Genomic DNA, 25,451 nt, shown 5'->3' on the forward strand with positions numbered 1-25,451 from the left:
CTGCTCCCCTGCCCCCCTGCTCCCCTGCCCCCCTGCTCCCCTGCTCCCCTGCCCCCCTGCTCCCCTGCTCCCCAATCCCCAATCCCCAATATCATGAACAATATCGAAGACCTTTATGAACTTTCACCCATGCAGCAAGGAATGCTGTTTCATGCCCTTTATGCGCCAGAGTCGGAAGTTTATTTTGAGCAGTTGCTTTGCACCCTCTCTGGAGAATTAAATTTTTCTGCTTTTGTGCAAGCTTGGCAGCGTGTTGTGGCGCGACATCCAGCTTTACGCAGTTCCTTTTATTGGGAAGAGATAGAAAAGCCCTTGCAAATGGTAAGTAAGCAAGTGGATCTCCCGTGGGAAAAGCTGGACTGGCGGCATTTAACTGCTGATGAACAACAACAGCAGCTAGAGGATTTTTTGAAATGCGATCGCCAAAAAGGATTTGATCTAGCTCAAGCTCCTCTAATGCGCTTCACTGTCATTCAGCTAGGAGAGCAAACTTACCAATTTATTTGGAGCCATCATCATATCCTATTTGATGGCTGGTCGATGCAGATTGTTCTCAAAGAAGTTTTAGCTTTTTATGAGGCTAATCAGCGAGGTGAACATTTACGCCTCCAACCTGTTCGCCCCTATCGAGAATATATTCAATGGTTACAGCAACAGGATATTGATCAAGCTAAGAATTTTTGGCAAAAATCTCTCGGAGGATTTGCAACTCCTACTTTTTTAATAGGTAACAGAGAAAAAGAACAAAGAATATATAATGAGCAACCGTTTCAATTATCTCAAACGGTAACTGAAAAACTGCAATATGTGGCGCGACAGCACCATTTAACTTTGAATAATTTAGTGCAGGGAGCATGGGCATTACTAATTTCCCGCTACAGTGGAGAAAATGATGTCGTGTTTGGTGCAACTGTATCCGGTCGTCCATCAACGCTTGTAGGAGTGGATTCGATGGTGGGGCTATTAATAAACACCCTCCCCATACGGGTACAAGTCAGTGGAAAAACAGAGTTATTACCCTGGCTCAAGCATTTACAAAACCAGACATTTGAGCAGGAAGAATATGCTTATTATTCCCTGGCAGAAATTCAACAAATGAGTGATATTCCTCCAGGAATACCACTGTTTGAAAGCATTTTAGTTTTTGAAAATTATCCAATAGATGCTGCTAAACAGGAAACTAAGAAAACTTTAGAAGTTAGTAATATTAGTTGTTTTGAACGCACGAATTACCCTCTGACTGTAGTGATTAATCCTGCTTCACAATTATCTGGCAGGGTTGTTTATGACACCAGCCGCTTTGAGCAACAGGCAATTGTCCGCATAATTGAAAATTTCCAAACATTGCTCACAGGAATAGTAACTAATCTACAACAATATATTTCTCAATTATCTCTACTCAGTGCAACTGAAGAAGAACAGTTAATTCTGCTAGAAAATCAAAAACTAACAAATTCTATTAATTACAAATGTATTCATATTTTGTTTGAAGAACAGGTAGAAAAAAGCCCAAATGCATTAGCAATTGTATATAAACAACAATATTTAACTTATCGGGAGTTGAATAACCGCGCCAATCAATTAGCTCATTATTTACAAGCTTTGGGAGTTAAACCCGAAGTGCGGGTGGGAATTTGTGTCGAGCGATCGCTAGAAATGGTAATAGGAATACTGGCTATTCTCAAAGCCGGTGGAGCATACATTCCGCTAGATCCTGATTATCCTCCAGAAAGATTGGCGTTCATGATAGAAGATGTACAGACATCGATTTTATTAACGCAAAATCATTTACAAAATAGACTGCCAATCCATAATCAAACTGTGGTGAATCTTGACTCAGATTGGGAAATCATTGCCCAATACAGTGAAAACAATTTGCTCAGTGAAGTTAATCCAGAAAACTTAGCTTATATCATCTATACTTCCGGCTCAACGGGAACACCAAAGGGAACAGAAGTTACCCATCGCAGCATTATTGGTTTCATGTTTGGAGTCGATTATATTCACCTTGATGCAGAACAAATCTGGCTACAACATTCATCGATTTCTTGGGATGCACTAACCCTAGAACTTTGGCCGCCCTTGCTTTACGGTGGGTGTTGTGTGCTTTACCCAGAAAGAATTCCCACACCTGAAAATTTAAGCCGCATCATCCAAGAACAAAGGGTTAACACCCTGTTTCTGACTACTGCGTTATTCAATCTCATGATTGATAAAATGCCACAAGGTTTGTCAGACATAAAACAACTACTATTTGGGGGAGAGTCTGTTTCTGTACCTCATGTTCGTCGCGCTTTAGAATTATTGCCGAGAACGCAATTAATTCATGCTTATGGCCCTTCCGAATGTACAGTTTTTACTTGTTGTTACCCGATTCCCAAACAACTTGCTGAAAATGTCCATTCAATTCCCATTGGAAAATCCATCGGCGATAGGACAGTTTACATACTAGATAAAGATTTACACAGAGTTACAATTGGCGTTACTGGAGAACTTTATGTGGGCGGGGCGAGTGTTGCGAGAGGTTATTTAAATCAACCAAGATTAACTAGTGAGAAATTTATTTGTAATCCTTTTATTGAGGGAGACAAACTCTACAAAACCGGAGATTTAGCACGCCGCCTCCCTGATGGAAATATAGAATTTATCGGTCGAATTGATACACAAGTAAAAATTCGCGGCTTTCGGATTGAATTAGCAGAAATTGAAGCAATTTTAATTCAACATTCTGACATTCAGCAAGTTTTAGTTATGGTGCGGGAAGATGAACCGGGTAACAAGTATTTAGTGGCTTATCTAGTTACCAAGGATAATCAACTAACACCTAGCATCCTGCAAAATTTCCTCAAGAAAAAGCTGCCTGATTACATTATTCCCGCCACTTTCGTATTTCTAGAGGCATTTCCCCTAACGCCTAATGGTAAAATCGATCGCCGTGCTTTGCCCGCTCCAGATACTTCTCAAAGAAATCTAGAGGTTGATTTTGTTGCTCCTCGCACGCCAACGGAACAAGAATTAGCCACGATTTGGGCTGAAGTTCTCAAAGTAAAACAGGTGGGAATTCACGATAATTTTTTCGAGTTAGGGGGACATTCTTTACTCGCTACTCAAGTTATTTCTCGTCTAAGAGAAGCCTTTTCCCTAGATTTTTCTCTCCGTTATCTGTTTGAAAATCCGACTATTGCTGAACTTGCACAAAAAGTGAGTGAACAACAAATTGAACAAGCAGAAAATGATGCTTTAGCACAGATTTTAAGGGAAGTTGATCAGTTGTCAGAGGAAGAGGTGACACAACAATTGCTTTTGTGAGTAGAAGTTTGTAGAGTTTTTAAACGCAAAGGAACGCAGAGTCATCGCAAAGGTACGCGGAGTTTTTTAGAAAGGGGTTGTTATGAATTGAGTCTTTTTGAGTCGATCAAAAAAAGTGATTTCCAATAATTATTATGAGCGATTTATTAAAACGTCTTGAAAGCCTTTCTCCAGATAAGCGAGAATTAGTTCTACGAAAACTGAAGAAGCAACAGCAATTTCCACTCTTCACATCCGTATCGAGAGAACAACCCCTTCCCCTCTCCTTTGCTCAACAAAGACTGTGGTTTTTAGATCAATTAGAAGGTGAAAATTGTGTCTATAACGTTCCGTTTTTCTGGCAGATTAAGGGATTTCTGAATATAAGTGCTTTAGAACAAGCTATTAGAGCAATTGTTCAACGTCATGAAGTCTTACGTACTAGCTTCTCTATTGTCGATGAGTCGCCTATACAAGTGATTCATCCTCATCCTCAATTGACAATGCAAGTGCTAGATTGGCGACAATTTACTGAAGAAAATCAGTTAAGCAGAGCCACTCAGTTAGCTACAAAAGAATTGCAACAGCCTTTTGATTTATCAACCCCACCTTTGCTGCGGGTAAAGTTGTTGCAACTGAATGACCAATCTTATCTGTTGTTGCTTGTCATCCATCATATCGTTTGTGATGGCTGGTCAATGGAAATATTTCGCCGTGAATTGTTCAGCCTTTATACATCATTTTCCGCCGGAGAATCTTCTCCCTTAACTGAATTACCGCTGCAATATGCCGACTTTGCCCACTGGCAAAGACAATGGTTACAAGGTAAGGTACTCGAAACCCAACTCAATTACTGGCAAAAACAATTAGCTGAAGTCTCGCCTCTGTTAGAATTTCCCACTGATAAACCCCGCCCATCAGTTCAAAGTTTCAGAGGGCGTAGTGAGTTTTTGGAACTCAATCAGGATTTAACACAGAAGTTAAAGCGTTTGAGTCAGGAGTCAGGAACAACTCTGTTTATGACAATGCTTGCAGCATTTACGCTGTTACTTTCGCGCTACAGTGGACAGGAGGATATTGTTGTTGGTTCTGCGATCGCTAACCGCACCCATAGCCACATAGAAGCATTAATCGGCTTTTTTGTCAATATACTAGCATTACGTACCAATCTACAAGGAAATCCAACTTTCTTAGAATTACTTGAACGGGTGAAGCAAGTAACCCTAGATGCTTACGATCATCAAGATTTACCCTTTGAGAAACTAGTTGATGAATTGGGTAAGGAGCGTAGGCGTAGCCCATCGGAGATATCGCTTTCTCATCATCCCCTATTTCAAGTGGCTTTTAGCTTGCAAAATGAAACCCAGCAGCAACTAGAAACCAATGAATTAACCCTTAAACGTTTCGAGTGGGAAAACACCACAACTCTGTTTGATTTGTCACTGATTTTCCGGGAAACAGCCCAAGGTTTAACAGGAGAATGGGAATACGCAACCGATTTGTTTGAGGCTAAAACCATTCAACGGATGGCGGGACATTTTGCAGTTTTACTTCAAGAAATTGTCGATAATCCTCAACAACCAATCGATACTCTACCGTTGATGACAGAGGAAGAACGTCAGCAACTCCAAAACTGGAATCAAACTCAAACCGATTATCCCCTCAATCAAACTTTGGTTGATTTGTTTGAAGCTCAAGTTGCCAAAAACCCTAATAATCTCGCTTTGGTGTTGGAATCCCAAAGCCTAACTTACCAACAACTTAATCAAAAAGCGAACCAACTAGCTCATTATCTAATTCAAAATCACCGAATTCAGCCAGATACTTTAATTGGTATCTGTATTGAACGGTCTTTAGAAATGATTATTGGTGTACTCGGTATCCTCAAAGCAGGTGCAGCTTATGTACCGATTGATCCTAATTATCCTAAAGAACGCATTGAGTTCATGTTAGAAGATTCTAGGACATCGGTATTGCTCACCCAAAGTTTCCTATTAGACCAATTACTTTTAGCGAAACTGAAACACCAGATCATTTGTTTAGATCGAGAAACTTTTAGTTCGGCGTTAACAGATAATCCCAATCCTCAAAATAACCCTGATAATTTAGCTTATATAATTTATACCTCTGGTTCAACGGGACGACCCAAAGGAGTGATGATTGAGCATCGCGCAATTGTCAATCTAGCTTTAGCCTGGGCTGAAATTTTTCAAGTTCAACACCATAGCCGTTGGCTTCAGTTTGGTTCTTTTAGTTTCGATTTGTCTATTGGCGAAATTGCCACTGCTTTATCCGCAGGTGCTTGTTTGTACTTAGCCAATAAGGAAACTTTGTTACCTAGTCAGGCTTTGGTGGACTTGTTGTGCGATCGCAAAATTTCCCATTTCACCTTACCTCCTTCCGTCTTATCTGTATTACCTCAAGCCTCATTACCTGATTTGCAAGCCGTAATCGTTGGTGGTGAAGCTTGTACAGCAGAGTTGGTGACACACTGGGGAAAAAAACGGCGTTTCTTCAACTGCTATGGGCCGACAGAATCGACAGTCATCGCCAGTATATCTAGTTGTGAACCCAATGGAAAAAAACCCTCTATCGGTCAACCGTTATCTAATATCCGCATCTATATATTAGATACTCATCATCAACCGTTACCAGTTGGTATTCCTGGAGAATTGTGTATTGCGGGAGTGGGTTTAGCACGAGGCTATCTCAACCGTCTCGATTTAACCGCCGAGAAATTTATTGAAGTTGAATTATTTGGCAAAACTGAGCGAATTTATAAAACTGGCGACTTAGCAAAATGGAACTCTGATGGCAATCTTGAGTATCTAGGTCGCATTGATGAACAGATTAAATTACGGGGATTTCGGATTGAACTTGGTGAAATTGAATCGCTATTATTGCAAAATTATTTAGTTAAAGAAGCGGTTGTTATTTTATATGAAACTGATAATAATCCCAGGTTAGTAGCTTATGTCACGGCAAAGGTAAAATCCAGTAATTTAGCGAGTCAACTCAAAGACTACCTGAAGATTCGCCTACCAAATTATATGATTCCTAGCCAGATTATGGTATTGGATCAGTTGCCCCTTTCCCCCAATGGAAAACTAGATCGTAGAGCATTACCAACACCAAATACAGCCACTTCTACGGATTTTCAAATGCCAGTAACGCCAACTGAAGAACTGTTGGCTAACTTATGGCAAAGTCTCTTAAAAGCTAAGTCTATTGGTCGTCAAGATAACTTCTTTGAATTGGGTGGACATTCTCTATTAGCAACCCAATTAGTTACCCGCATTCGTGACACTTTTGGGGTAGAAGTACCTGTCCGCAAGGTATTTGAACAGAGTGTTTTGTCTAATTTGGCAACAGAAATTGACAAAGCCGCTTCGGTAATTGCTTTACCACCCATCACGCCACAACCTGAAAATGCTCCTAAAAATCTGTCATTTGCCCAATCGAGACTCTGGTTTTTAGCCCAACTTGAAGACACCGGAACCTCGGCTACCTACAATATGTCAACGGCGCTAGAACTTGAAGGCAAGTTGAATATAGAAGCGTTGCGTGCAAGTTTTGATTATCTCCTCGATCGCCATGCCATTCTACGCACCTATTTCCCCGCACTAGAAGGAGAGGCGCAAGTAGCCGTCCAAAATCTAGAGAATATAGAAGTGTTGGCGATTACAGATTTACAGTCACTTAATCTCCAGACTCAAGCAGAAACCGTACAACGGTTATCAGATAACCACGCTCAAGAACCCTTTGACTTAAATACCGGCCCCCTATTCAAAGCGAAACTGCTGCAACTGGGCGAACAGAAAAATGTGCTGCTGATTAATATGCACCACATTATTAGTGATGGCTGGTCAATGGGAGTGTTTAAACGTGAATGGGAACAGACTTATGCTGCTTTTGCTGCGGGGAATGCTCCAAATTTGTCACCGTTGCCGATTCAATATAGTGATTATGCAGCTTGGCAGCGCAATTGGTTACAAGGGGAGATTTTAGAAACTCAGGAAAATTACTGGAAACAACAACTAGGTGATGCTCCTCGATTGCTGGATTTGCCCACTGATCATCCCCGTCCAGCACAACAAAGTTATCAAGGTGGACGAGAGGAATATCGTTTGAATAATGAACTGACTCAGAGACTTAAAGTATTGAGTCAACAACACGGGGTTAGTTTGTTTATGACCCTGTTAACGGCTTTTAATATTTTGCTATCTCGTTACAGCCGTCAAGAGGATTTATGTATTGGTAGTGCGATCGCTAATCGCACCCATAGCCACACAGAATCATTAATTGGTTTTTTTGTCAATACCTTAGTATTGCGGAGCAAAATCAAGCCAGAGCAAGTATTTAGTGAGTTACTCCAACAAACCCGCCAAACTTGCCTAGATGCTTACGCTCATCAAGATATTCCCTTTGAATATTTGGTAGAACAGTTACAACCAGAACGCAGTTTGAGCCATAACCCCTTATTCCAAGTCATGCTCGTGTTGCAAAATACCGAAGGGGCAGGGACAAAAGTTAGTCTACCAGGACTTGATATTAAATGGTTGGATCAAAACTATCCCTTTGCCAAGTTTGACCTGACACTCGATCTCTGCGAAAGGGATGGTCAACTACATTGTATGTGGGAATATGCCACCGATTTATTTGAGGCAGAGACAATTGGACGCATGGCGGGACACTTTGAAGTCTTGCTCAAAGCAATTACCGAAAATCCTCAACAGCCGATCAGTAAATTGCCCTTGATGACAACAGCAGAAATCCAACAACTGCAACTTTGGAATCAAACCAACATTGATTATCCTCAAAATCAGACATTGGTAACGATGTTTGAACAACAGGCAGCACGAACACCCGATAATATTGCCGTGGTGTTTGAAGACCAAAGCCTGAGTTATCAAGAACTGAACCAGAAAGCTAATCAGTTAGCGCATTATTTGTTGGAACTGAAAACAGAGCAACAATTGCCTGATAATCCATTAATAGCGATTTGTGTGGAGCGATCGCCAGAAATGGTTATTGGCTTGTTTGGCATCCTCAAAGCAGGTGGGGCGTATGTGCCAATTGACCCCAATTATCCACAAGAACGCATTCGTTTCATGCTCGAAGACTGTGGAGCAAGGGTTTTGCTAACCCATAGTCAACTCAAAGATGAAAAACTCCACCCACAAGGGGATGTAGTTTTTGGGCATGGGGAATGGGGCATGGGGCATGGGGAAGAGTCACCAATGCCCAATGCCCAATGCTCCAAGTCGGCGGGGGAGCAACCTCGATCATCCACAAGGGGATGGAGTTTCCCGCCGACTTTCGATAAAGAAACTCTTTCCCATTCCCCACTCACCACTCCCCACTCCCGAAAAATCCTATATTTAGATGAGGATAAATTTACCAACCAATCTCCAGAAAATCCTAAAATCCAAAATCCAAAATCTAAAATCCAAAATCAAGATGATTTAGCTTATGTGATTTACACATCAGGCTCTACTGGACGACCCAAAGGCGTACAAATACCACACCGTGGTTTAAGTAACTATTTGCACTGGGCAAAAGACTTCTATGCAGTAGCGCAAGGGCAAGGTACACCTGTGCAATCTTCCCTTAGCTTTGATGCAACCATTACCTCCCTCTATCTACCTCTCATTTGTGGGCGTACTGCCATATTAGTTAGAGAAAAACAAGAAATTGAAGCTTTAGCAAACATCATCAAACAAAGCAATCATCTCTCCCTAGTCAAAATCACACCGTCCCATTTGGAAATCCTAAATCAGCAACTCGATCTTGATGCTATGCCAAATCGGGTCAATGCCTTTATTTTAGGTGGTGAAGCATTACACGCTAACCAGATAATCCCGTGGCTAACTCATGCCCCTGATACCCGCCTGATCAACGAATATGGGCCAACAGAAGCGGTTGTGGGGTGTTGTGTCTACGAAGCGACTGGGAAAATGGATCTAATTGACGATTTATTAATCGGACAGCCAATTGCCAATGCACGTATCTACATCTTAGACAACCAAAACCAACCCCTACCTCCTGGAATTCCTGGGGAACTTTGTATTGCCGGTGCTGGTATAGCCCGTGGCTATCTCAACCGTCCCGAACTCACAGCAGAAAAATTTATTGAACTCGACTTATTTGGCAAACAAGAGCGAGTTTATAAAACCGGAGATTTAGCCAGATGGTTGCCCGATGGCAACTTGCAATACCTGGGGCGGATTGACAACCAAGTAAAACTACGTGGCTTTCGGATTGAATTAGGTGAAATTGAAGCCTCGTTAGCCAAACACCCGAAAATTCAGCAAGCAGTTGTGATTTTACAAGAAGAAGATGCAATTAATCAGCGCTTGCTGGCTTATATTGTCCCCACAGCAACAGATACGTTAGATGCAACATCTGAACAGGTGAAACTGTGGCAACAAGTTTTTCGTGATAGCTACTCTCAGCAACAAACCCTAATTGATGATCTAACTCTAAATTTAGCCGGTTGGAATGATAGCTACACAGGAGAACTCATTCCCCAGGCGGCAATGCAAGAATGGCGAGATACAATAGTTTCCCAAATTCTGGAACTTGAACCCAAACGGATTTGGGAAATTGGTTGCGGGACAGGGATGTTATTGTTTAAAATTGCGCCCTATTGTCAGCATTATTTGGGTACGGATTTTTCACCGGAAGCGTTGCAGTATATTGAACAACATCTCAAACAGCAGTCTCTCAACGAGAAAGTTACTTTAAAAACTAGTGCAGCTAACCAGTTTGATGATATTGAAACAAATGCTTATGACTTGGTAATCATAAATTCTGTTATCCAGTATTTTCCCTCTCTGGATTACTTTTTACAAGTCTTGGAGGGAGCTATTAAAGCTGTGAAAACTCAGGGTTCAATCTTTATTGGCGATGTGCGAAATCTCCTTTTACTAGAAGCATTCCACACCGCAGTCGAGTTTTATCGCGCCCCCGATGAGTTGTCAATTAAGGACTTACGTCAACAGATTCAAAAAAGCATTGATACCGAAAGCGAATTACTAATTGACCCTGATTTCTTTATCGCCCTCAAACAAAGATTTCCTCTGATTAGTCATGTGCAAATTCAATTGCAACGGGGTTATGCTCAAACGGAAATGAGCCGTTTTCGTTATAACGTTGTTTTACACCTAGATCAGGCATATACTCCCATTGCCGAATTACAATGCTTAGATTGGCAAGATGAACAACTGAATTTGGAAACAATCGAGAGAATTTTAAAAACTCAGCAGCCGGATTTGTTAGGCATTAACAATATTCCGAATGCGCGTCTAATTTCAGAAATTTTGCTGTTAGAAAAAATTGCTCAATTAGATGGTACTGTTTCAGACTTAAAAGCGGCAGTTGCCAAAGCCAAAACAGGCATAGAACCCGAACTTTTCCGAACTTTAGCGCGAGATTTACCCTATACCATTTTCATTCAATATAGCCCCACAGGTTTTGCTAATTACGATGTTGTTTTTCAAAGGAATATCCCTGGACAGGCAATATTGCCAAGATTTGCTCAGGGTAAAAATTTGCGCCTGAAACCTTGGCAAGATTACTCAAACCAGCCGTTACAATATCGCAGCAATCAAGTTGATCCAACAATATTAGCTGAATGGCGTGATTTTCTGGGTCAAAATCTGCCTGATTATATGATTCCTAGCCATTTCACTGTGTTAGATAAACTACCACTAACACCACATGGAAAAGTAGACCATAAAGCTTTACCTATACCAAATGCAACCGTTGCATCAACAGATATTGAATTGCCTGTAACCTCGACAGAAAAATTGCTTGCCGAATTGTGGGCGAAGCTGCTTAAATGTGAAGCCATCGCCCGCTATGGTAACTTCTTCAACTTGGGTGGACATTCTTTATTAGCCACCCAATTAATTGCCCGCATCCGTAATAAATTCAAAGTCGAGTTACCTCTACGTAAAATATTTGAGTTTCCCACGATCACTGAATTAGCGAGTTATCTTGATACCTGCATTTGGGTTAATTCCACTGTTGAAAGTATGCAGCCTCTCAACTTAGATGAAGAGGAAATCGAACTTTAAACTACCATATCTGAAAACACGTCCTTAAGCAAAATTTATCTTTTAATCAGAAAACCTATGATTGCCCTATCTGATTCCGTTTTTATCTCTCCCGATGAATACCTTCAACTAGAAGAAAAAAGCAACATTAAACACGAATATATTAATGGTCAAGTTTACGCAATGGCGGGAACAACTGACACCCATAACACCATTGGACTAAATCTCGTTTTATTAATTCGTAACCACTTGCGAGGGTCAGACTGTCGAGTTTACTTTGCCGATATTAAAGCCAGGATTGAGAAACGTAATCGCTTTTATTACCCCGATATTCTCGTAACGTGTGACCCAAAAGACCGAGAAACCCCAACCTATAAAAGCTTTTCTAAGCTTATTCTTGAAGTCCTATCAGATTCTACCGAAGCCTTTGACCGAGGTGACAAATTCAACGACTATCAAACCCTTGACAGCTTAGATGAATACGTTTTAGTTAATAGCAAACATCAACGAGTTGAAACCTTTCGCCGTAATGAACAAGGGTTATGGGTGCTACAAACTTATACACCTGACAACCAAACTTTTGAACTACAAAGTATTAACCTAACAGCCTCATTTTCTGACCTTTACGAAAATGTAGAATTGGAAGTAATGGATATGATGGGCGTAAGAATTCAGAATTCAGAATAGTTAAAGAATTAGGAGAAAATTTGATACGTAAATAGATGGTAATAAAGCAACTTATGTTATGAAACGTAAATAGGCTTAAAACCCTTATCAATGACTAATGACTAATGACAAAGGACAGCCCCACCAGTTAGCTTTAATTGCACCGACTTACTTAAATTATGACAAAAAATGAGCAAGTGGTTTATTTAATGTTGCGTTTGCAGAACATAGGATGCCGAATTTGGGCTGATGACGATAAGTTACGAATTCGTACTAGTAAAAACGCCTTAACTTCTGAACTCAAGCAGGAAATTAAAGCCAACAAAGCAGATATATTAACATTCTTAAATTCTGTCAAAGCCACAACTATCATGACAGAAGAAATTCCGACCTTGCCAGATGATGCGCCCAAGCCCCTTTCTTTTGCTCAACAACGCCTCTGGCTGTTAGCACAACTCCAAGGCCCATCAGCCAGTTACAATATGCCGATCGCTTTGCAACTGGATGGAAACCTCAATATTGATGCTTTGCGCTCTAGTTTGGCTTATCTGCTTAATCGGCATGACAGTCTGAGGATGTATTTCCCCACAATGGCGGGACATCCCCAGGTTGCGATCCGAAATTTAGACGACATCGAAGTTTTAAGGGAATGGGGACTGGGAATTGGGGACTGGGGACTGGGGACTGGGGACTGGGAAAGAGTTTTACCAATAACGATTTCCGACTCCCCAAATATCCAGCGTTTGATTGATGCTCATGCTCAAGAACCGTTTGACTTAAATACTGGGCCTTTGTTTAAAGCGAATCTGCTGCAACTCAAAGAGCAGAAATACGTGCTACTCATTAATATGCACCACATTATCAGTGATGGCTGGTCAATGGGGGTGTTTGTCCGTGAGTTACGACAAGTTTATACCGCCTTTGCCCAAGGTCAAACCCCAAACCTTGCACCGTTGACCATTCAATACAGCGACTACGCAAACTGGCAACGAAATTGGTTACAAGGGGAAGTATTGGAAACCCAGATCAACTACTGGAAAAATCAACTCAAGGATGCTCCCCCATTGCTGGAGTTACCTACCGATTATCCCCGTCCAGCATTGCAAAGTTACCGAGGCGATCGCGATCGCTATTCCCTATCGCCTAACTTAACTCTTGCCATAAAAACTTTCAGTCAACAGCAAGGTGCAAGTTTGTTTATGACTTTGTTGGCGGCTTTCAGTATTCTGCTTTCTCGTTACAGTCGTCAAGAAGACTTATGTATTGGTTCTCCTATTGCTAACCGCACCCATAGCCACACAGAAGGATTAATCGGCTTTTTTGTCAATACCTTGATACTGCGTAACCAAATCAAGCCTGAGCAAAGTTTTATCGAGTTTCTGCAACAAACTCGCCAAACTTGTTTAGATGCATACTCCCATCAAGACATTCCCTTTGAGTATCTGGTAGAACAGTTGCAACCAGAACGCAGTATGAGCCATAATCCCTTATTCCAGGTCATGTTAGCACTGGAAAATAATGAAAGTTCCGATTTAAGTTTGCCAGGAATAGAGATTGAATGGCTCCCATTAACTTATCCCTTTGCTAAATTTGACTTAGTACTTCTAGTCATAGAATCTGATAACCAGTTAAATTTAACTTGGGAATATGCCGCCGATCTCTTTGAGAAAAGTACTATACAAAGGATGGCAGAACAGTTTGAAGTTCTACTTCAGGGAATTGTTGATAACTCTCAACAACCTATTAATACCCTCCCTTTGATGACAGCGCCCGAACTTCTAAAACTACAATGCTGGAATCAAACTAAAACTGATTATCCCCACGATAAAACTCTAGTTGACTTATTTGAACAACAAGTTGAAAAAAACCCTCATAATATCGCTTTAGTCTTTGAATCTCAACAATTAACTTATCAGCAACTCAATCAAAAAGCAAACCAACTAGCTCATTATCTAATTGAAAATCACCAAATTCACCCAGACACTTTAATTGCCATCTGTGTTGAACGGTCTTTGGAAATGATTATTGGTTTACTCGGTATCCTGAAAGCGGGTGCAGCATACCTGCCAATTGATCCCAATTATCCTAAAGAACGGATTGAATTCGTGTTAGAGGATTCGGGGACATCGGTATTACTAACCCAAAGTTTCCTATTAGATCAATTACCTCTAGCTAAACTGAAATACCAGTTAATTTGTTTAGATCGAGTAACTTTTATTTTTGCGTTAATAGATAATCCTAATCCTCAAAGTACTCCTGATAATTTAGCTTATGTAATTTATACTTCTGGTTCGACAGGGCAACCCAAGGGGGTGATGATTGAGCATGGAGGACTGGTGAATTTAACTTTGGCGATCGACAAAGTTTTGCAAATTAAACCTCAAAGCCGATTGCTTCAGTTTGCTTCTTTCAGCTTTGATGCCTCAATTTGGGAAATTGCTACTGCGATCGCCGCAGGGGCTTGTTTGTATCTGGCAAAGCAAGAAACCTTATTACCTAGTCAAGACTTAGTGAACTTCTTAGAAGAACACAAAATTTCCCATATCACGTTACCGCCTTCAGTGTTATCCCTATTACCTCAAGCTGCTTTACCCGATTGCCAAACTATAGTTGTTGCTGGTGAAGCTTGTCCAACAGAATTAGTGGCAAAATGGGCAATAGGACGAAGTTTCTTCAATGGCTACGGGCCAACAGAATCTACAGTTTGTGCTAGTATCGCACTCTGTCATCCTAATTGCAAAAAACCACCTATTGGTCAACCATTATCTAATATCCGCATCTACATATTAGATCCTCAAAATCAACCATTACCCCCTGGCATACCTGGAGAATTGTGTATCGCGGGAGTGGGTTTGGCACGAGGCTATCTCAAACATCCTGATTTAACCGCCAAGAAATTTATCAAAATTGAGTTATTCGGTAAAATTGAGCGAATTTACAAAACTGGCGACTTAGCAAGATGGGAGTTTGATGGAAACCTTGAGTATTTAGGTCGCATTGACGAACAGATTAAATTACGGGGTTTTCGGATTGAACTCGGTGAAATTGAATCGATTTTATTGCAACATCCATCAGTTCAAGAAGCAATTGTTACCTTATATAAAACTGAAAATAACCAAAGTTTAATTGCTTATGTAACGGGAATCAATAATAATTTGTCTACCCAATTAAAAAATAGTCTTAAATCCCGACTGCCTGATTATATGATACCTGCTCAGATCATCGTATTGGATGAGTTGCCTTTAACTCCCAATGGCAAAGTTGACCGGAAATCTTTACCTGCTCCAAATGGTGTAAATGAGGGTTTATATGAACCTCCACGGAACGAAATTGAAAAACAATTGGTGCAAATTTGGTCTGCTGTAATCGAACATCAAGACATTGGGATTCATGATAATTTTTTCGACTTGGGCGGTCATTCTTTATTAGCGATTAAACTGCTCAATAATATTCAAGAAGTATTTGAGCAACAACTTTCTTTAAGTAGTTTATTTCAAAATCCTACTATTGCTCAACTAGCAGAACAACTTTGTAATACTGAGGTTCAACAGTCAAATCCCGATTTACTTTCACTCCAAGCTCAAGGACATGCAACACCTTTATTTTTTCTTCCTGGCGCAAACGGACACGGTTTCTATTTTCGAGATTTGGCAATTAACTTAGGAACTGAGCGGCCAATATATGGACTAGAAACTCCAGGAAGAGACGGCTCTAGCGTACTCCCTGAATCAGTAGCAACTCATGCAAGTCAACTGATTAATTTATTACGTCAACAGCAAGCTAAAATTCCATATATATTAGCAGGATACTCTTCAGGTTGTGCCGTTGCTTTTGAAATGGCTTCCCAACTCGAACAGCAAGGTGAAACGGTGAGTTTACTAGCTATATTGGACGCTGGACTAGTTTCTAAACCTGAGTATTTTACTGATAGAGCAGAACTTGATTGGATCTGGCAATTGATTCGACGAATTGAAGTCTTAAAGGGAGTTTATTTAGGACTGCAATATGACGATTTAGCTGTTCAACCCAATGACCAAGCGAGGTGGGAACTAGCAGCAGAACATTTGTACCGAAATAATATTTTACCCGAACATTCCACCCTTTCTTTACTCAAAACCAATATGAAAGTGATGAAAGTACTAACGCTCAACTATGCAAATTATCAGCCTACTCATCCAATTTCTGCTCCCATTGTTTTATTCCGCGCTCAAGAAGTTAAGGAGATTATTTTACAAGAACTACAAGCTTTTTCTGATTACGATCTACCCGATTGGGGATGGCAAACCTATACTCAAAAGCCTGTCAAGGTAATTTCTGTACCTGGAAACCACGGTCAAATGCTTTATGAACCCCATGTCAAACTATTAGCCACACAATTACAAGCCTTTATGCTAGATGGAGCAGAGTAGAGCATTCTAACTCCTGAATTATGAATTCTGAATTCTGACTCCTTATTTAACATAATTTTGCGAAAGGGCTAATGAAAACACTTCCTATCAAAATTTACGATGAAACCCTGCGGGATGGAGAACAACAAGCAGGCATTTTTTTCTCTTACCCAACCAAACAAAAACTCGCCCATCTAATTGCTCAAACCGGAGTCGATGGACTCGATGTTATGCCCTGTGTATGTGAGCAAGAATCTGAACTGACTAAAACATTAGTATCAGAGGGATTAGATAGATTAATTACTGCCGCTACCTTAATGGAAAAGAAATATATTGATCAAGCAAAAGATTGTGGTGTTAAGCGCATTATCCTTTTTCATGGTCTTTCTGATCGACTCCTGTTTCTACGAGATCCTCAGATCCGTCTGATGAAGGAGTTTAAAGGAAAAACTATTGATGATGATGTCCCCGTTAACGTTATCAATAGAATTCGCCAAAATGCGATTGATGTAATTGTTGAAAATTTGCACTATGCCACTACGGTTGCTGGACTCACTGTAGACTTCGCCGCCGAGGATGCCTCAAGAACTGATTTTGACTTTTTAGTGCAATGTATCCGCTCTTTTGGCCCTTATATTGAACACTTTTTGCTTTGTGATACAGTCGGAGTCCTCAGTCCAGAAAAGAGCTATGTCTGGATTAACGACCTGCTGCAACATACAACTGCGGTTGCTTTCGGGGTACACTACCACAATGATATGGGCTTGGCTCTCGAAAATACTCTCCAATCCGTCATAGCTGGAGCGACTTTAGTATCGGGTACTTTTTGCGGGATTGGGGAACGAGCCGGAAATGTTGCCATTGAGCAGGTTTTAAATGGGTTGCGAGTCCGCTTCGGCATTGAAGTGAAGGGGATTAACTATGATGCTATCGTCGCGGTGACTGATTACATCGAGCAATTGGGAGTTCGTCCAGCAGCACCTTACTCTCAAACCGCTCAACGCCACGAATCAGGTATCCATGTCAATTCTTTGTTTTGCGATCCTCAAAGCTATGCTGCTTTGCCTTACAACACTATAGAGGTTCTCTTCGGCAAATGGAGTGGAGTCAGTAATTTTCAATATCTATTTGAAAAGCAACTGCAAAATCCTCAACCAATGAAGCAATATGAAAAAATGCGCTCAGTGATTAAATTTCTTTCTGTGGATCAAGAACGCTATTTTACAGCCAAAGAGATATTGGAACTATGGCAAAATGGGGTGTTTAAATAATCTATATTGTCATGTAGTAGCTTAGTAAAAAAATATTAATACAATATTTATTTGCCTTTTAAATTTTTACTTTTTCCTTGTTCAGTCAATATAGTAAAATACCAAATTTATTCAGTCAGCATCAAGAGCCTCAACTTATTTTTACAACATGCAAGCCAAAACCGTTCTTAATAAACCCATAATGAATCCTCCTTCAGCTTTTACTCAATTTTGGGAGGATGTGAAAGCGATCGCAGGGCCTTACTGGTATCCTACAGAGGCATGGGGAAGAGCATTTTCAGACGTGATTCGTGCATGGGGAATGCTCTTTGTTCTGATATTATTAATCATTGCGCTCGTGGCTGTAACTGCCTTTAATAGCTTCGTCAGCCGCTATTTAGTCGATGCGATCGTTGAAGAAAAAGATTTTAGTAAATTTGTTGATATGTTATTGGTTTATGGCGCTGCCCTGATCTGTGTAACACTCTTAGTCGGAATTTCTAAATTTGTCAGAAAACAAATTGCTCTTGATTGGTACGAATGGCTAAATAATCAGATTTTATCAAAATATTTTAGCAATCGTGCTTATTATAAAATTAACTTTAAATCTGATATTGATAACCCAGATCAACGTCTAGCACAAGAAATCGAACCCATTCCCAGAAGCGCTCTCAGTTTTTCAGCTACTTTATTAGAAAAAGTGCTGGAAATGATCACTTTTTTAATAATTGTCTGGTCAATTTCTCAATTTGTGGCAATTTGTTTGGTTGCTTATACGATTGTAGGTAATGTAATTGCTGTTTACTTAACTCAAGAATTGAATAAGATTAGTCAAGAGGAACTCGAATTTAAAGCTGATTACAATTATGCGCTGACTCATGTTCGTAATCATGCTGAATCAATAGCTTTTTTTCGGGGAGAAAACCAAGAGAAAAATATAATTAAGCGAAGATTTAGTAATATTGTCAAAAGTACGAAACGCAAAATTAATTGGGAGAGAAATAAAGATATTTTTAGCAGAGGATATCAGGCTGTTATCCAAATATTTCCATTTATAGTGCTCGGCCCTTTACAGATTAGAGATGAGATTGATTTTGGACAAGTTGGCCAAGCCAGTTTAGCTTGTAATCTGTTTGCTATTGCTCTAGCAGAATTAATCAATGAATTTGGAACTTCTGGAAGATTTTCGAGTTACGTTGAGCGGTTAGCTGAGTTTTCAGATGCGTTAGAATTTGTTACCAAAGAACCAGAGAACGTAAGTACTATTAAAACAATAGAAGAAAACCATCTCGCTTTTGAGAATGTCACTTTACAAACGCCAAACTATGAGCAGGTAATCGTCGAAGACTTATCACTTTCTGTGAAAGCAGGTGAAGGTTTATTGATTGTTGGGCCTAGTGGTCGAGGTAAAAGTTCTCTGTTGCGAGCGATCGCTGGTTTGTGGAATGCTGGGACTGGCCGTCTGGTGCGACCTTCCCTAGAAGAAGTATTGTTTTTGCCCCAGCGTCCTTATATAATTTTGGGAACTTTGCGCGAACAGTTAGTATATCCTAATACAAATCGTCAAATGAGCGACGCAGAACTCAAAGAAGTTTTACAACAAGTCAACCTGCAAAACTTGTTGAGTAGAGTGGATAGCTTTGATACTGAAGTTCCTTGGGAGAACATATTATCGCTGGGAGAACAACAACGCCTTGCATTTGCACGATTGCTAGTTACTCATCCTAGATTCACTATATTAGATGAAGCAACGAGTGCTTTAGATTTGAATAATGAAGAGAGTTTATATCAACAGTTACAAGAAACAAAAACAACATTTATCAGTGTTGGACATCGAGAAAGTTTGTTTAATTATCATCAATGGGTTTTGGAACTATCACAAGATTCGAGTTGGCAACTTGTGAGTGTACAGGATTATCGACTGCAAAAAGCAAAACAAATTGCCATTAATTCCCTCTGAAAAAGCCTACGGTGTACACAAAAGTCAAAAAAGGGGTATTTTCCAAGACTGGGGTACTTAAGGAGAGGTTTGAAAGCACCCCCTAACTTTGGAAAGTCCATTGCTATTAAGGATGGCTTTACCGACCCTACCGCTATGACAAACACCCGGAGGTGTTGAAATGGGTAAGAGATTAACGAATATTCATACTTTTACAAATCAAGGTTATGTTAACTAAACAGCAAAGACAACTAATTACTTACGAAGCTATTTCAATTTATGAACGAAGCTATCAATTACCAGTTCTCAAGAATAACGGTGTAAAAACAGTTCAGAAAAAAATTAGAGAACGTCAAAGATTAATTAAAGAAGGTGTACGATATCATCATCAGTTTGGTGGGATAATTAAACGAAAAGAAGAAATTAGCCAGGGAGAAATTTTTGATGAAATCCAATTATTTATTAAGGACTACAGTCATATTATTGATTTTCTAGAAACTTATCAGGATAGTTATCATAATTTTTTACTAACTCTTACAGACGATTTAAAAACATTATTCAAACATAAGTATTTGGAAATAAAAACTTTAGAAGAGGAAAGAAGAAAATTAGAGCTAGAAAATGAGAAAAATCCGAAAATTCTTGATGGCTTAAGATGGGAAAAGCAAGAAAACTTTAAAGCAGTTTTACTGTTGAGCAATGCTTATTTTCTAATGTTAGAAAAGATTCGATTGCTTGGTGAAGGAATTAAAAACCTTGCAGAAGATACTAAAAATCAAAAAGAGATTGTTCGGCAAATAGTTAAAGATTTAGAAGTACATCAAGAAATTTACGAATATCAAAGAAAAGCCTATAAGGTTCGTCAAGATATAGCAAAAATTGCCCATACTGCAATTAATTTTGAAAATTCTTTACAAGATTACTTTAGTCCCTTTCAATCTTTAATAGATGAAGTTGTAAAAGTAGATGAATATTTCTATACAACTGTCGGAGATATTAAAAATCTAGGTGATAGTATTTTAAAGAATCAATCCAATTTATTTAATCTTGAAGAAAACGAGGCAATTTCTGAAACTTTTCTCGACTTTATGGTAACAAGCTATGATAAAAAAAACAGATTAAAAGATGCTTTGATTCAATCTCAATTATTAGATTGGCAAATCCATAATTTTGATTTGAGCGAAAATGGCGTCTTTTTAGACAAGGGTATTGATTTAATATCTAACTATATATCCAAGCAACTCACTGATCAAAGAGCAGAAGTAACTTTTGTTTCTACAGCACCTCTATCTACTGTTGAAGAAACAGGATTGATGGGACTGACTAATAATAATGTTAGGTTTACAAAAGAATTTTCCAGCAATATTGATTATATCCAATTGCAGGATCTCCTCGCGCAGCATAAGTGGAAAGAAGCTGACATTGAAACCACTAAGCTAATGCTAAAAGTCATGAATAAGAATTATTGGAATGAAGTTTATAAGGAAGATATTGATAACTTTTCTTGTCAAGAACTCCACACCATTGATCAACTTTGGGAACAATATAGTTATGGTTATTTCGGCTTCAGTATTCAGCAAACTATCTGGAGCGAAATGGGTGGTCAAGTAGACTATGAAACAGAAAAGAGGCTCGGCGATCGCCTTGGTTGGCGAAAAGAGGGAAACTGGCTAGACTATGAGCAATTAACTTTTAAATTGTCTCCGATGACACCGATGGGACACTTACCAGCCAAATGGTTACACTATGACCAAGATAGCTTTGACTTATCCGCAAAATCATCTACAGAACACCTTTCAATGGGAGCTTGGCGGGTAAAGTCTTGGTTAGTTTGGCAGATGCACTTATTTTTTTCTCGTGCAAAAAGTTGTAGCGAAACTTTCCCATGTGTTAATCACACATTTGTTAATAATAGGAAAAACTAGAGCTAAAGCTAACTTGAGGATAAATATGAGTAATAGTAAGCATTCTGATGTGGAAATAGAAATTTTACTTTTGGGAAAATGGCGTTTTGATACGTATTCCGAAAAAATAACTATTGAATTTAAAGATGATATGACTTATGAGCAAAACAGGGTTCAAATGCTTCTTTTTTCTAAACCTAAAGAACTGATAACAGGTAATAAATTTACTGGTGTATGGTACGTAACTCAAAAAAAATTGCATTTAAATGTTAAAACTATGCCCAAATCCTTTTTTAATTTAAAGATACCATTAGCTTTTAAGATTTCTCTTGCAGATATGATAGCTACTTTAAGTTCTATATTTATGCCAGAAAGTTATGATGTTATTAGAATTAATAGTTCTAAATTTTTGATCAAGGATAAAGAGCAATCAATTATTGGGACAAAGATAAATAATACTAGTACCGCAAGGCGGAATTAAAAATTAAAAATTAAAAATGAAGACAGCGTAAGGGTTTTGTTGATTGGGAATGGGTGGTTTATTTCCGCCGTGCTGTACTAGTAAGTGGCAGAGTTTATGAAGAGTGCTGAGTTGGGTAAATTCCGGGAGCAACGCGGAAAAATGAGATCATCGTGAAGTGGGGGAAGCAAAGAGAAACTTTTAGTAATTTTTACTACCGCAATAGCTCTAAATACACTTGTTTCTTTGTCTCCCCCTGCTCCCCCTGCTCACAAAATAGCGTTACTCCCACTCCCTACTGCCTTTCTAAGCTTCGATAACTACCCGCAAGTTGCCCCGTTTTTTCGCAACGCGACAAGCAGTCGTAGTTCCAGAACGCTCGAATTCCAAATCGAGGATGGTGGGGCCGACTCGCAAATTATGAAATGACAAACGATTAATCGATTCTGGCAAAGCTGGGTCGATTATTCGCAAGCAATTATTTTGAGCATCAGGCACCAAATTGACCATCATTTGTAGGAGTTGGAAAACACTACCCGTAGCCCAAGCTTGGGGAGTGCAGGCAACTGGATACTGTACAGGAGCATTATCACCATTCCGTTCGTAGCCGCAGAAAAGTTCTGGAGGACGTTGATAGGGTTGCTGCTCAGTCATATCGAATAAACCTTGGAAAAGTTCCAGAGCTTGATCGATCAAACCGAGCGATCGCAATCCCATTGCAATCAGAGCGTTATCATGGGGCCAAACCGAACCAATGTGATAACCCATCGGATTATAAGCAGGTGACAAACTACTCAGAGTCCGAATGCCCCAACCATTAAACATATCTGGTGCCCGCAACCGTTCTGCTACACTATGAGCTTTTTCGTCTGTGAAGAGTCCCAAATGCAGACAATGCCCAGGATTTGAGGTAATGCTGTCTACTGGCTTGCCGTCTCCATCCAAAGCCAAAGCGCAGAAATCCTGGTCTTCCACCCAAAAATCTCGATTAAAACGAACCTTAAGATTTCTGGCCTCTTCTTGCCAACGATCTGCCAAATCAAGCCGCTTTTTCATCCTAGCTATTTCTGCTAGGCGCATTTTTGCAGCATAAACATAAGCTTGCACCTCACAAAGGGCAATTGGGCCGTTGGCTAATTCTCCCTTGTGGTTTACGATACAGTCGCCAGAGTCTTTCCAACCTTGGTTAGCAAGACCGCGTTTAGATGTACGGAAGTAACTCAGGTAGCTGGTTTGTTTGGTGTTGCGATCGATCCACTCCATTGCTGCTAGAGCATTGGGCCAAAGTTGCTCTAGGAGTTCTTGATCGTGGGTCCAAGCATAATGTTCGGCATAGAGCAGCAGCCACAGGGGAGTGGCATCAACTGTACCGTAGTAAGGTGTATGGGGAATTTCTTGACAACGAGCCATTTCTCCTAAACGTAACTCGTGCAAAATCTTACCCGGTTCTTCTTCGCGCCATTCGTCGTCGATTTTACCTTGGTATGTCGCAAGTAATATCAGGGTTTCCTTGGCGATTTGCGAGTTTAACATCAGGGTTTGAGAAGCAGTAATCAGCGAATCTCGCCCAAATAGTGTCGAAAACCACGGCACTCCGGCGGAAACAGTCTTATGCTTCCCAAAAGATTGGCGCAACAAATACATATCTTGTTCAGCCCGCTCAATCACTCGATTGAAGGTATTTTTATCTGAGCTAATGCGGGTAATTTGTTGTACCCAGTGTTGCTCCTCCATCCACTCAGCAGCTTTCGCTTGTCCTAAGGTAGTGGCGGCACTTACGGTTGAACTGGACTGGTTGTTTCTCAACATATTCACTCGGTAGCCCAGCTTTTGAGTTTCGTGAGAAGCTAACTCTAGCTGCCAAACCGCAGTGTACCCTTTGAAATAGTCTGGTTGCCGATGCTGGAATAGAATTCGGGATTCCATCACCGAGCCATCCAAACCTTGATAGGCGAGTGTCAAGGATTCTTCTTTAGGGGCGGATGGCTCTTTGTGTACAGGCGCAACGCTATCGACCTGAGAAAATGTTCCTTCTTCAGCCGTCGGTTCCACTAGACGTAAAAGCCGACCTCGTTTTTCTCTGTCATAGCCCCGGACTTCAAATAAATCAACAAAATCCGCATCAAAGCTGATACTTAGTTCAAAATTAACAGTGTTTGTGCTGTAGTTAGATACTTCTATTTCTTCAAATAGCGCTCCATTCAGAACTATTTCTCGGCGAATTCCGATAGTCTCGGCTTTCAGGCGTTCGTCAATTCTGGGGTTAGTACACAAAATTGAGAGTGAAAACCCTTTTTCAGCAGTACTACTGAGGAGTACAGGCGATCGCCCTTCAATTTGCAGCTCCAAGCGATTGAGAAATCTCGTATCACAACAAAACAGTCCCATGCTGGGATTGCCATCGTTGAGGGAACAGCCAGAAATATTCCCAATAGTATCTGTCACAAAAAATAAATCATCATCTTTAACCGTCAGTGTCGGTTGTGGTCTTTCACTCACAACACAAGGCCACTCAGGAATAGGTAATTGTTCGGCAGGAATAAAAGTTTTTCCATCCAGGAAAATTTTTTCCGGGGTCATTAATGTATCCGGTGTCATGAGCCAAAGTTCCGTGTACAGGTCTATATTTTTGTGATCTTTTGAGTAGAGGTCTTTTACGCAAGAGGCAGCGGGGAAAGAAAAAATACCCTTTTGCTTTGGGACAGAGCAACTAGATTTATTCAGGTTGAAAAAAGAAAGATTTGGGTCAAGACACGCAGTCTAAACAAAAAACAGCATCTCGTAGAGAGACACAAGGTTCAAAGTCAGGTCAATTATCTTACCCCTGCTTTTAAGTATGGGATTTTCCCCTGCCCCCCATCTCTCTCCTTCTTGTTGATCCTCACAACTTCCGAAAAAAGAGGCTGTCTAAAACTCGTTTGAGCCATTGGAGCCAAAATAATCCTTACATACTGCTAAGAAAATAGCAGCGCTCAAATCTATATAAACAAATATTGATAATTTTATATTCTATAAGGCTCAAGTCAAGACTGAAAACTGAGGGTTTTGAGATAATTCATTAGTCGTTGAACTTTCAGAGACACAAGTTATATAGTATACTCAGAAAAAATCCTACATTCACAGTTTTTGTTGGTATACAGAGCATTTGTTCCATATATATTATACAATTTTGTTTTAAATATCTTTGGTATTTGATTAGACTAAATTATGATAATTAATTAATTTATTAAATTTAATCACTAATCATGGGCTAAATTATGTGAATGTCAATGTTCTTGGTGATTAATAAACACAGTAGTTAAAACCATACAATAATTAGTGTTTTAGTACTTACTCCTGAAAGTTTTTACCTGTGCAAGCAAATGGCAAAGTTGGGCGAGAATGTATATTGGGCTTATTAGGTTGTCAATCAACAAATCAAGTTGCACGCAATCCTCCTAGTAGTCTGCCAACCCAAAAATGCCGGGTAAAGATTGGTTAAAGTTTAAAGGGGAAA

Annotated in this window: 9 protein-coding genes; 8 read left to right on the forward strand and 1 reads right to left on the reverse strand. The window is 39.9% G+C overall.

The features are described 5' to 3' along the window. Window positions 1–93: 93 nt before the first annotated feature. The 8 genes from ABF638_RS22760 (at window position 94) to ABF638_RS22795 (ending at window position 21,976) form a co-directional block, all read left to right on the forward strand. Entirely contained in the window at window positions 94–3,309 is a 3,216-nt protein-coding gene (locus ABF638_RS22760; RefSeq protein WP_435025246.1) for an amino acid adenylation domain-containing protein, read from the forward strand. A gap of 134 nt (window positions 3,310–3,443) precedes the next feature. Continuing rightward, window positions 3,444–11,369: an amino acid adenylation domain-containing protein gene (locus ABF638_RS22765; RefSeq protein WP_435025247.1), complete on the forward strand. Its 7,926-nt coding sequence runs from the start codon at window positions 3,444–3,446 to the stop codon at window positions 11,367–11,369. A 57-nt stretch (window positions 11,370–11,426) separates the two neighbouring features. After that, window positions 11,427–12,035 (forward strand): Uma2 family endonuclease, encoded by a 609-nt coding sequence (locus tag ABF638_RS22770; RefSeq protein ID WP_435025248.1) that lies wholly within the window; start codon window positions 11,427–11,429, stop codon window positions 12,033–12,035. 158 nt (window positions 12,036–12,193) lie between these two features. Continuing rightward, window positions 12,194–16,423 carry an amino acid adenylation domain-containing protein gene (locus tag ABF638_RS22775; protein WP_435025249.1) on the forward strand — a complete coding sequence of 1,410 codons (4,230 nt, stop codon included), beginning with the start codon at window positions 12,194–12,196 and terminating at the stop codon, window positions 16,421–16,423. A 71-nt stretch (window positions 16,424–16,494) separates the two neighbouring features. After that, window positions 16,495–17,673 (forward strand): 2-isopropylmalate synthase, encoded by a 1,179-nt coding sequence (locus ABF638_RS22780; RefSeq protein WP_435025250.1) that lies wholly within the window; start codon window positions 16,495–16,497, stop codon window positions 17,671–17,673. Window positions 17,674–17,854: 181 nt separating this feature from the next. Beyond that, the gene (locus ABF638_RS22785; protein WP_435025251.1) at window positions 17,855–19,612 is read left to right on the forward strand and encodes an ABC transporter ATP-binding protein/permease; all 1,758 of its coding nucleotides are present in this window, start codon (window positions 17,855–17,857) and stop codon (window positions 19,610–19,612) included. Window positions 19,613–19,818: 206 nt separating this feature from the next. Beyond that, the gene (locus ABF638_RS22790; protein ID WP_435025252.1) at window positions 19,819–21,516 is read left to right on the forward strand and encodes a GUN4 domain-containing protein; all 1,698 of its coding nucleotides are present in this window, start codon (window positions 19,819–19,821) and stop codon (window positions 21,514–21,516) included. Between the two features lie 25 nt (window positions 21,517–21,541). Further along, window positions 21,542–21,976 (forward strand): hypothetical protein, encoded by a 435-nt coding sequence (locus ABF638_RS22795; protein WP_435025253.1) that lies wholly within the window; start codon window positions 21,542–21,544, stop codon window positions 21,974–21,976. Window positions 21,977–22,261: 285 nt separating this feature from the next. On the opposite strand, the gene ABF638_RS22800 is transcribed toward ABF638_RS22795, so the two are convergent. Next, entirely contained in the window at window positions 22,262–24,553 is a 2,292-nt protein-coding gene (locus tag ABF638_RS22800; protein ID WP_435025254.1) for an amylo-alpha-1,6-glucosidase, read from the reverse strand. Window positions 24,554–25,451: the final 898 nt, after the last annotated feature.

The sequence above is a fragment of the Nostoc sp. CALU 1950 genome (genome assembly GCF_051172895.1).
GTDB classification, from domain to species: domain Bacteria; phylum Cyanobacteriota; class Cyanobacteriia; order Cyanobacteriales; family Nostocaceae; genus Nostoc; species Nostoc edaphicum_A.

Coding starts and splice junctions, on each gene's coding strand:
- ABF638_RS22760 (WP_435025246.1), top strand. CDS start 94: ATGAACAATATCGAAGACCTTTATGAACTTTCACCCATGCAGCAAGGA.
- ABF638_RS22765 (WP_435025247.1), top strand. CDS start 3,444: ATGAGCGATTTATTAAAACGTCTTGAAAGCCTTTCTCCAGATAAGCGA.
- ABF638_RS22770 (WP_435025248.1), top strand. CDS start 11,427: ATGATTGCCCTATCTGATTCCGTTTTTATCTCTCCCGATGAATACCTT.
- ABF638_RS22775 (WP_435025249.1), top strand. CDS start 12,194: ATGACAAAAAATGAGCAAGTGGTTTATTTAATGTTGCGTTTGCAGAAC.
- ABF638_RS22780 (WP_435025250.1), top strand. CDS start 16,495: ATGAAAACACTTCCTATCAAAATTTACGATGAAACCCTGCGGGATGGA.
- ABF638_RS22785 (WP_435025251.1), top strand. CDS start 17,855: ATGAATCCTCCTTCAGCTTTTACTCAATTTTGGGAGGATGTGAAAGCG.
- ABF638_RS22790 (WP_435025252.1), top strand. CDS start 19,819: ATGTTAACTAAACAGCAAAGACAACTAATTACTTACGAAGCTATTTCA.
- ABF638_RS22795 (WP_435025253.1), top strand. CDS start 21,542: ATGAGTAATAGTAAGCATTCTGATGTGGAAATAGAAATTTTACTTTTG.
- ABF638_RS22800 (WP_435025254.1), bottom strand. CDS start 24,553: ATGACACCGGATACATTAATGACCCCGGAAAAAATTTTCCTGGATGGA.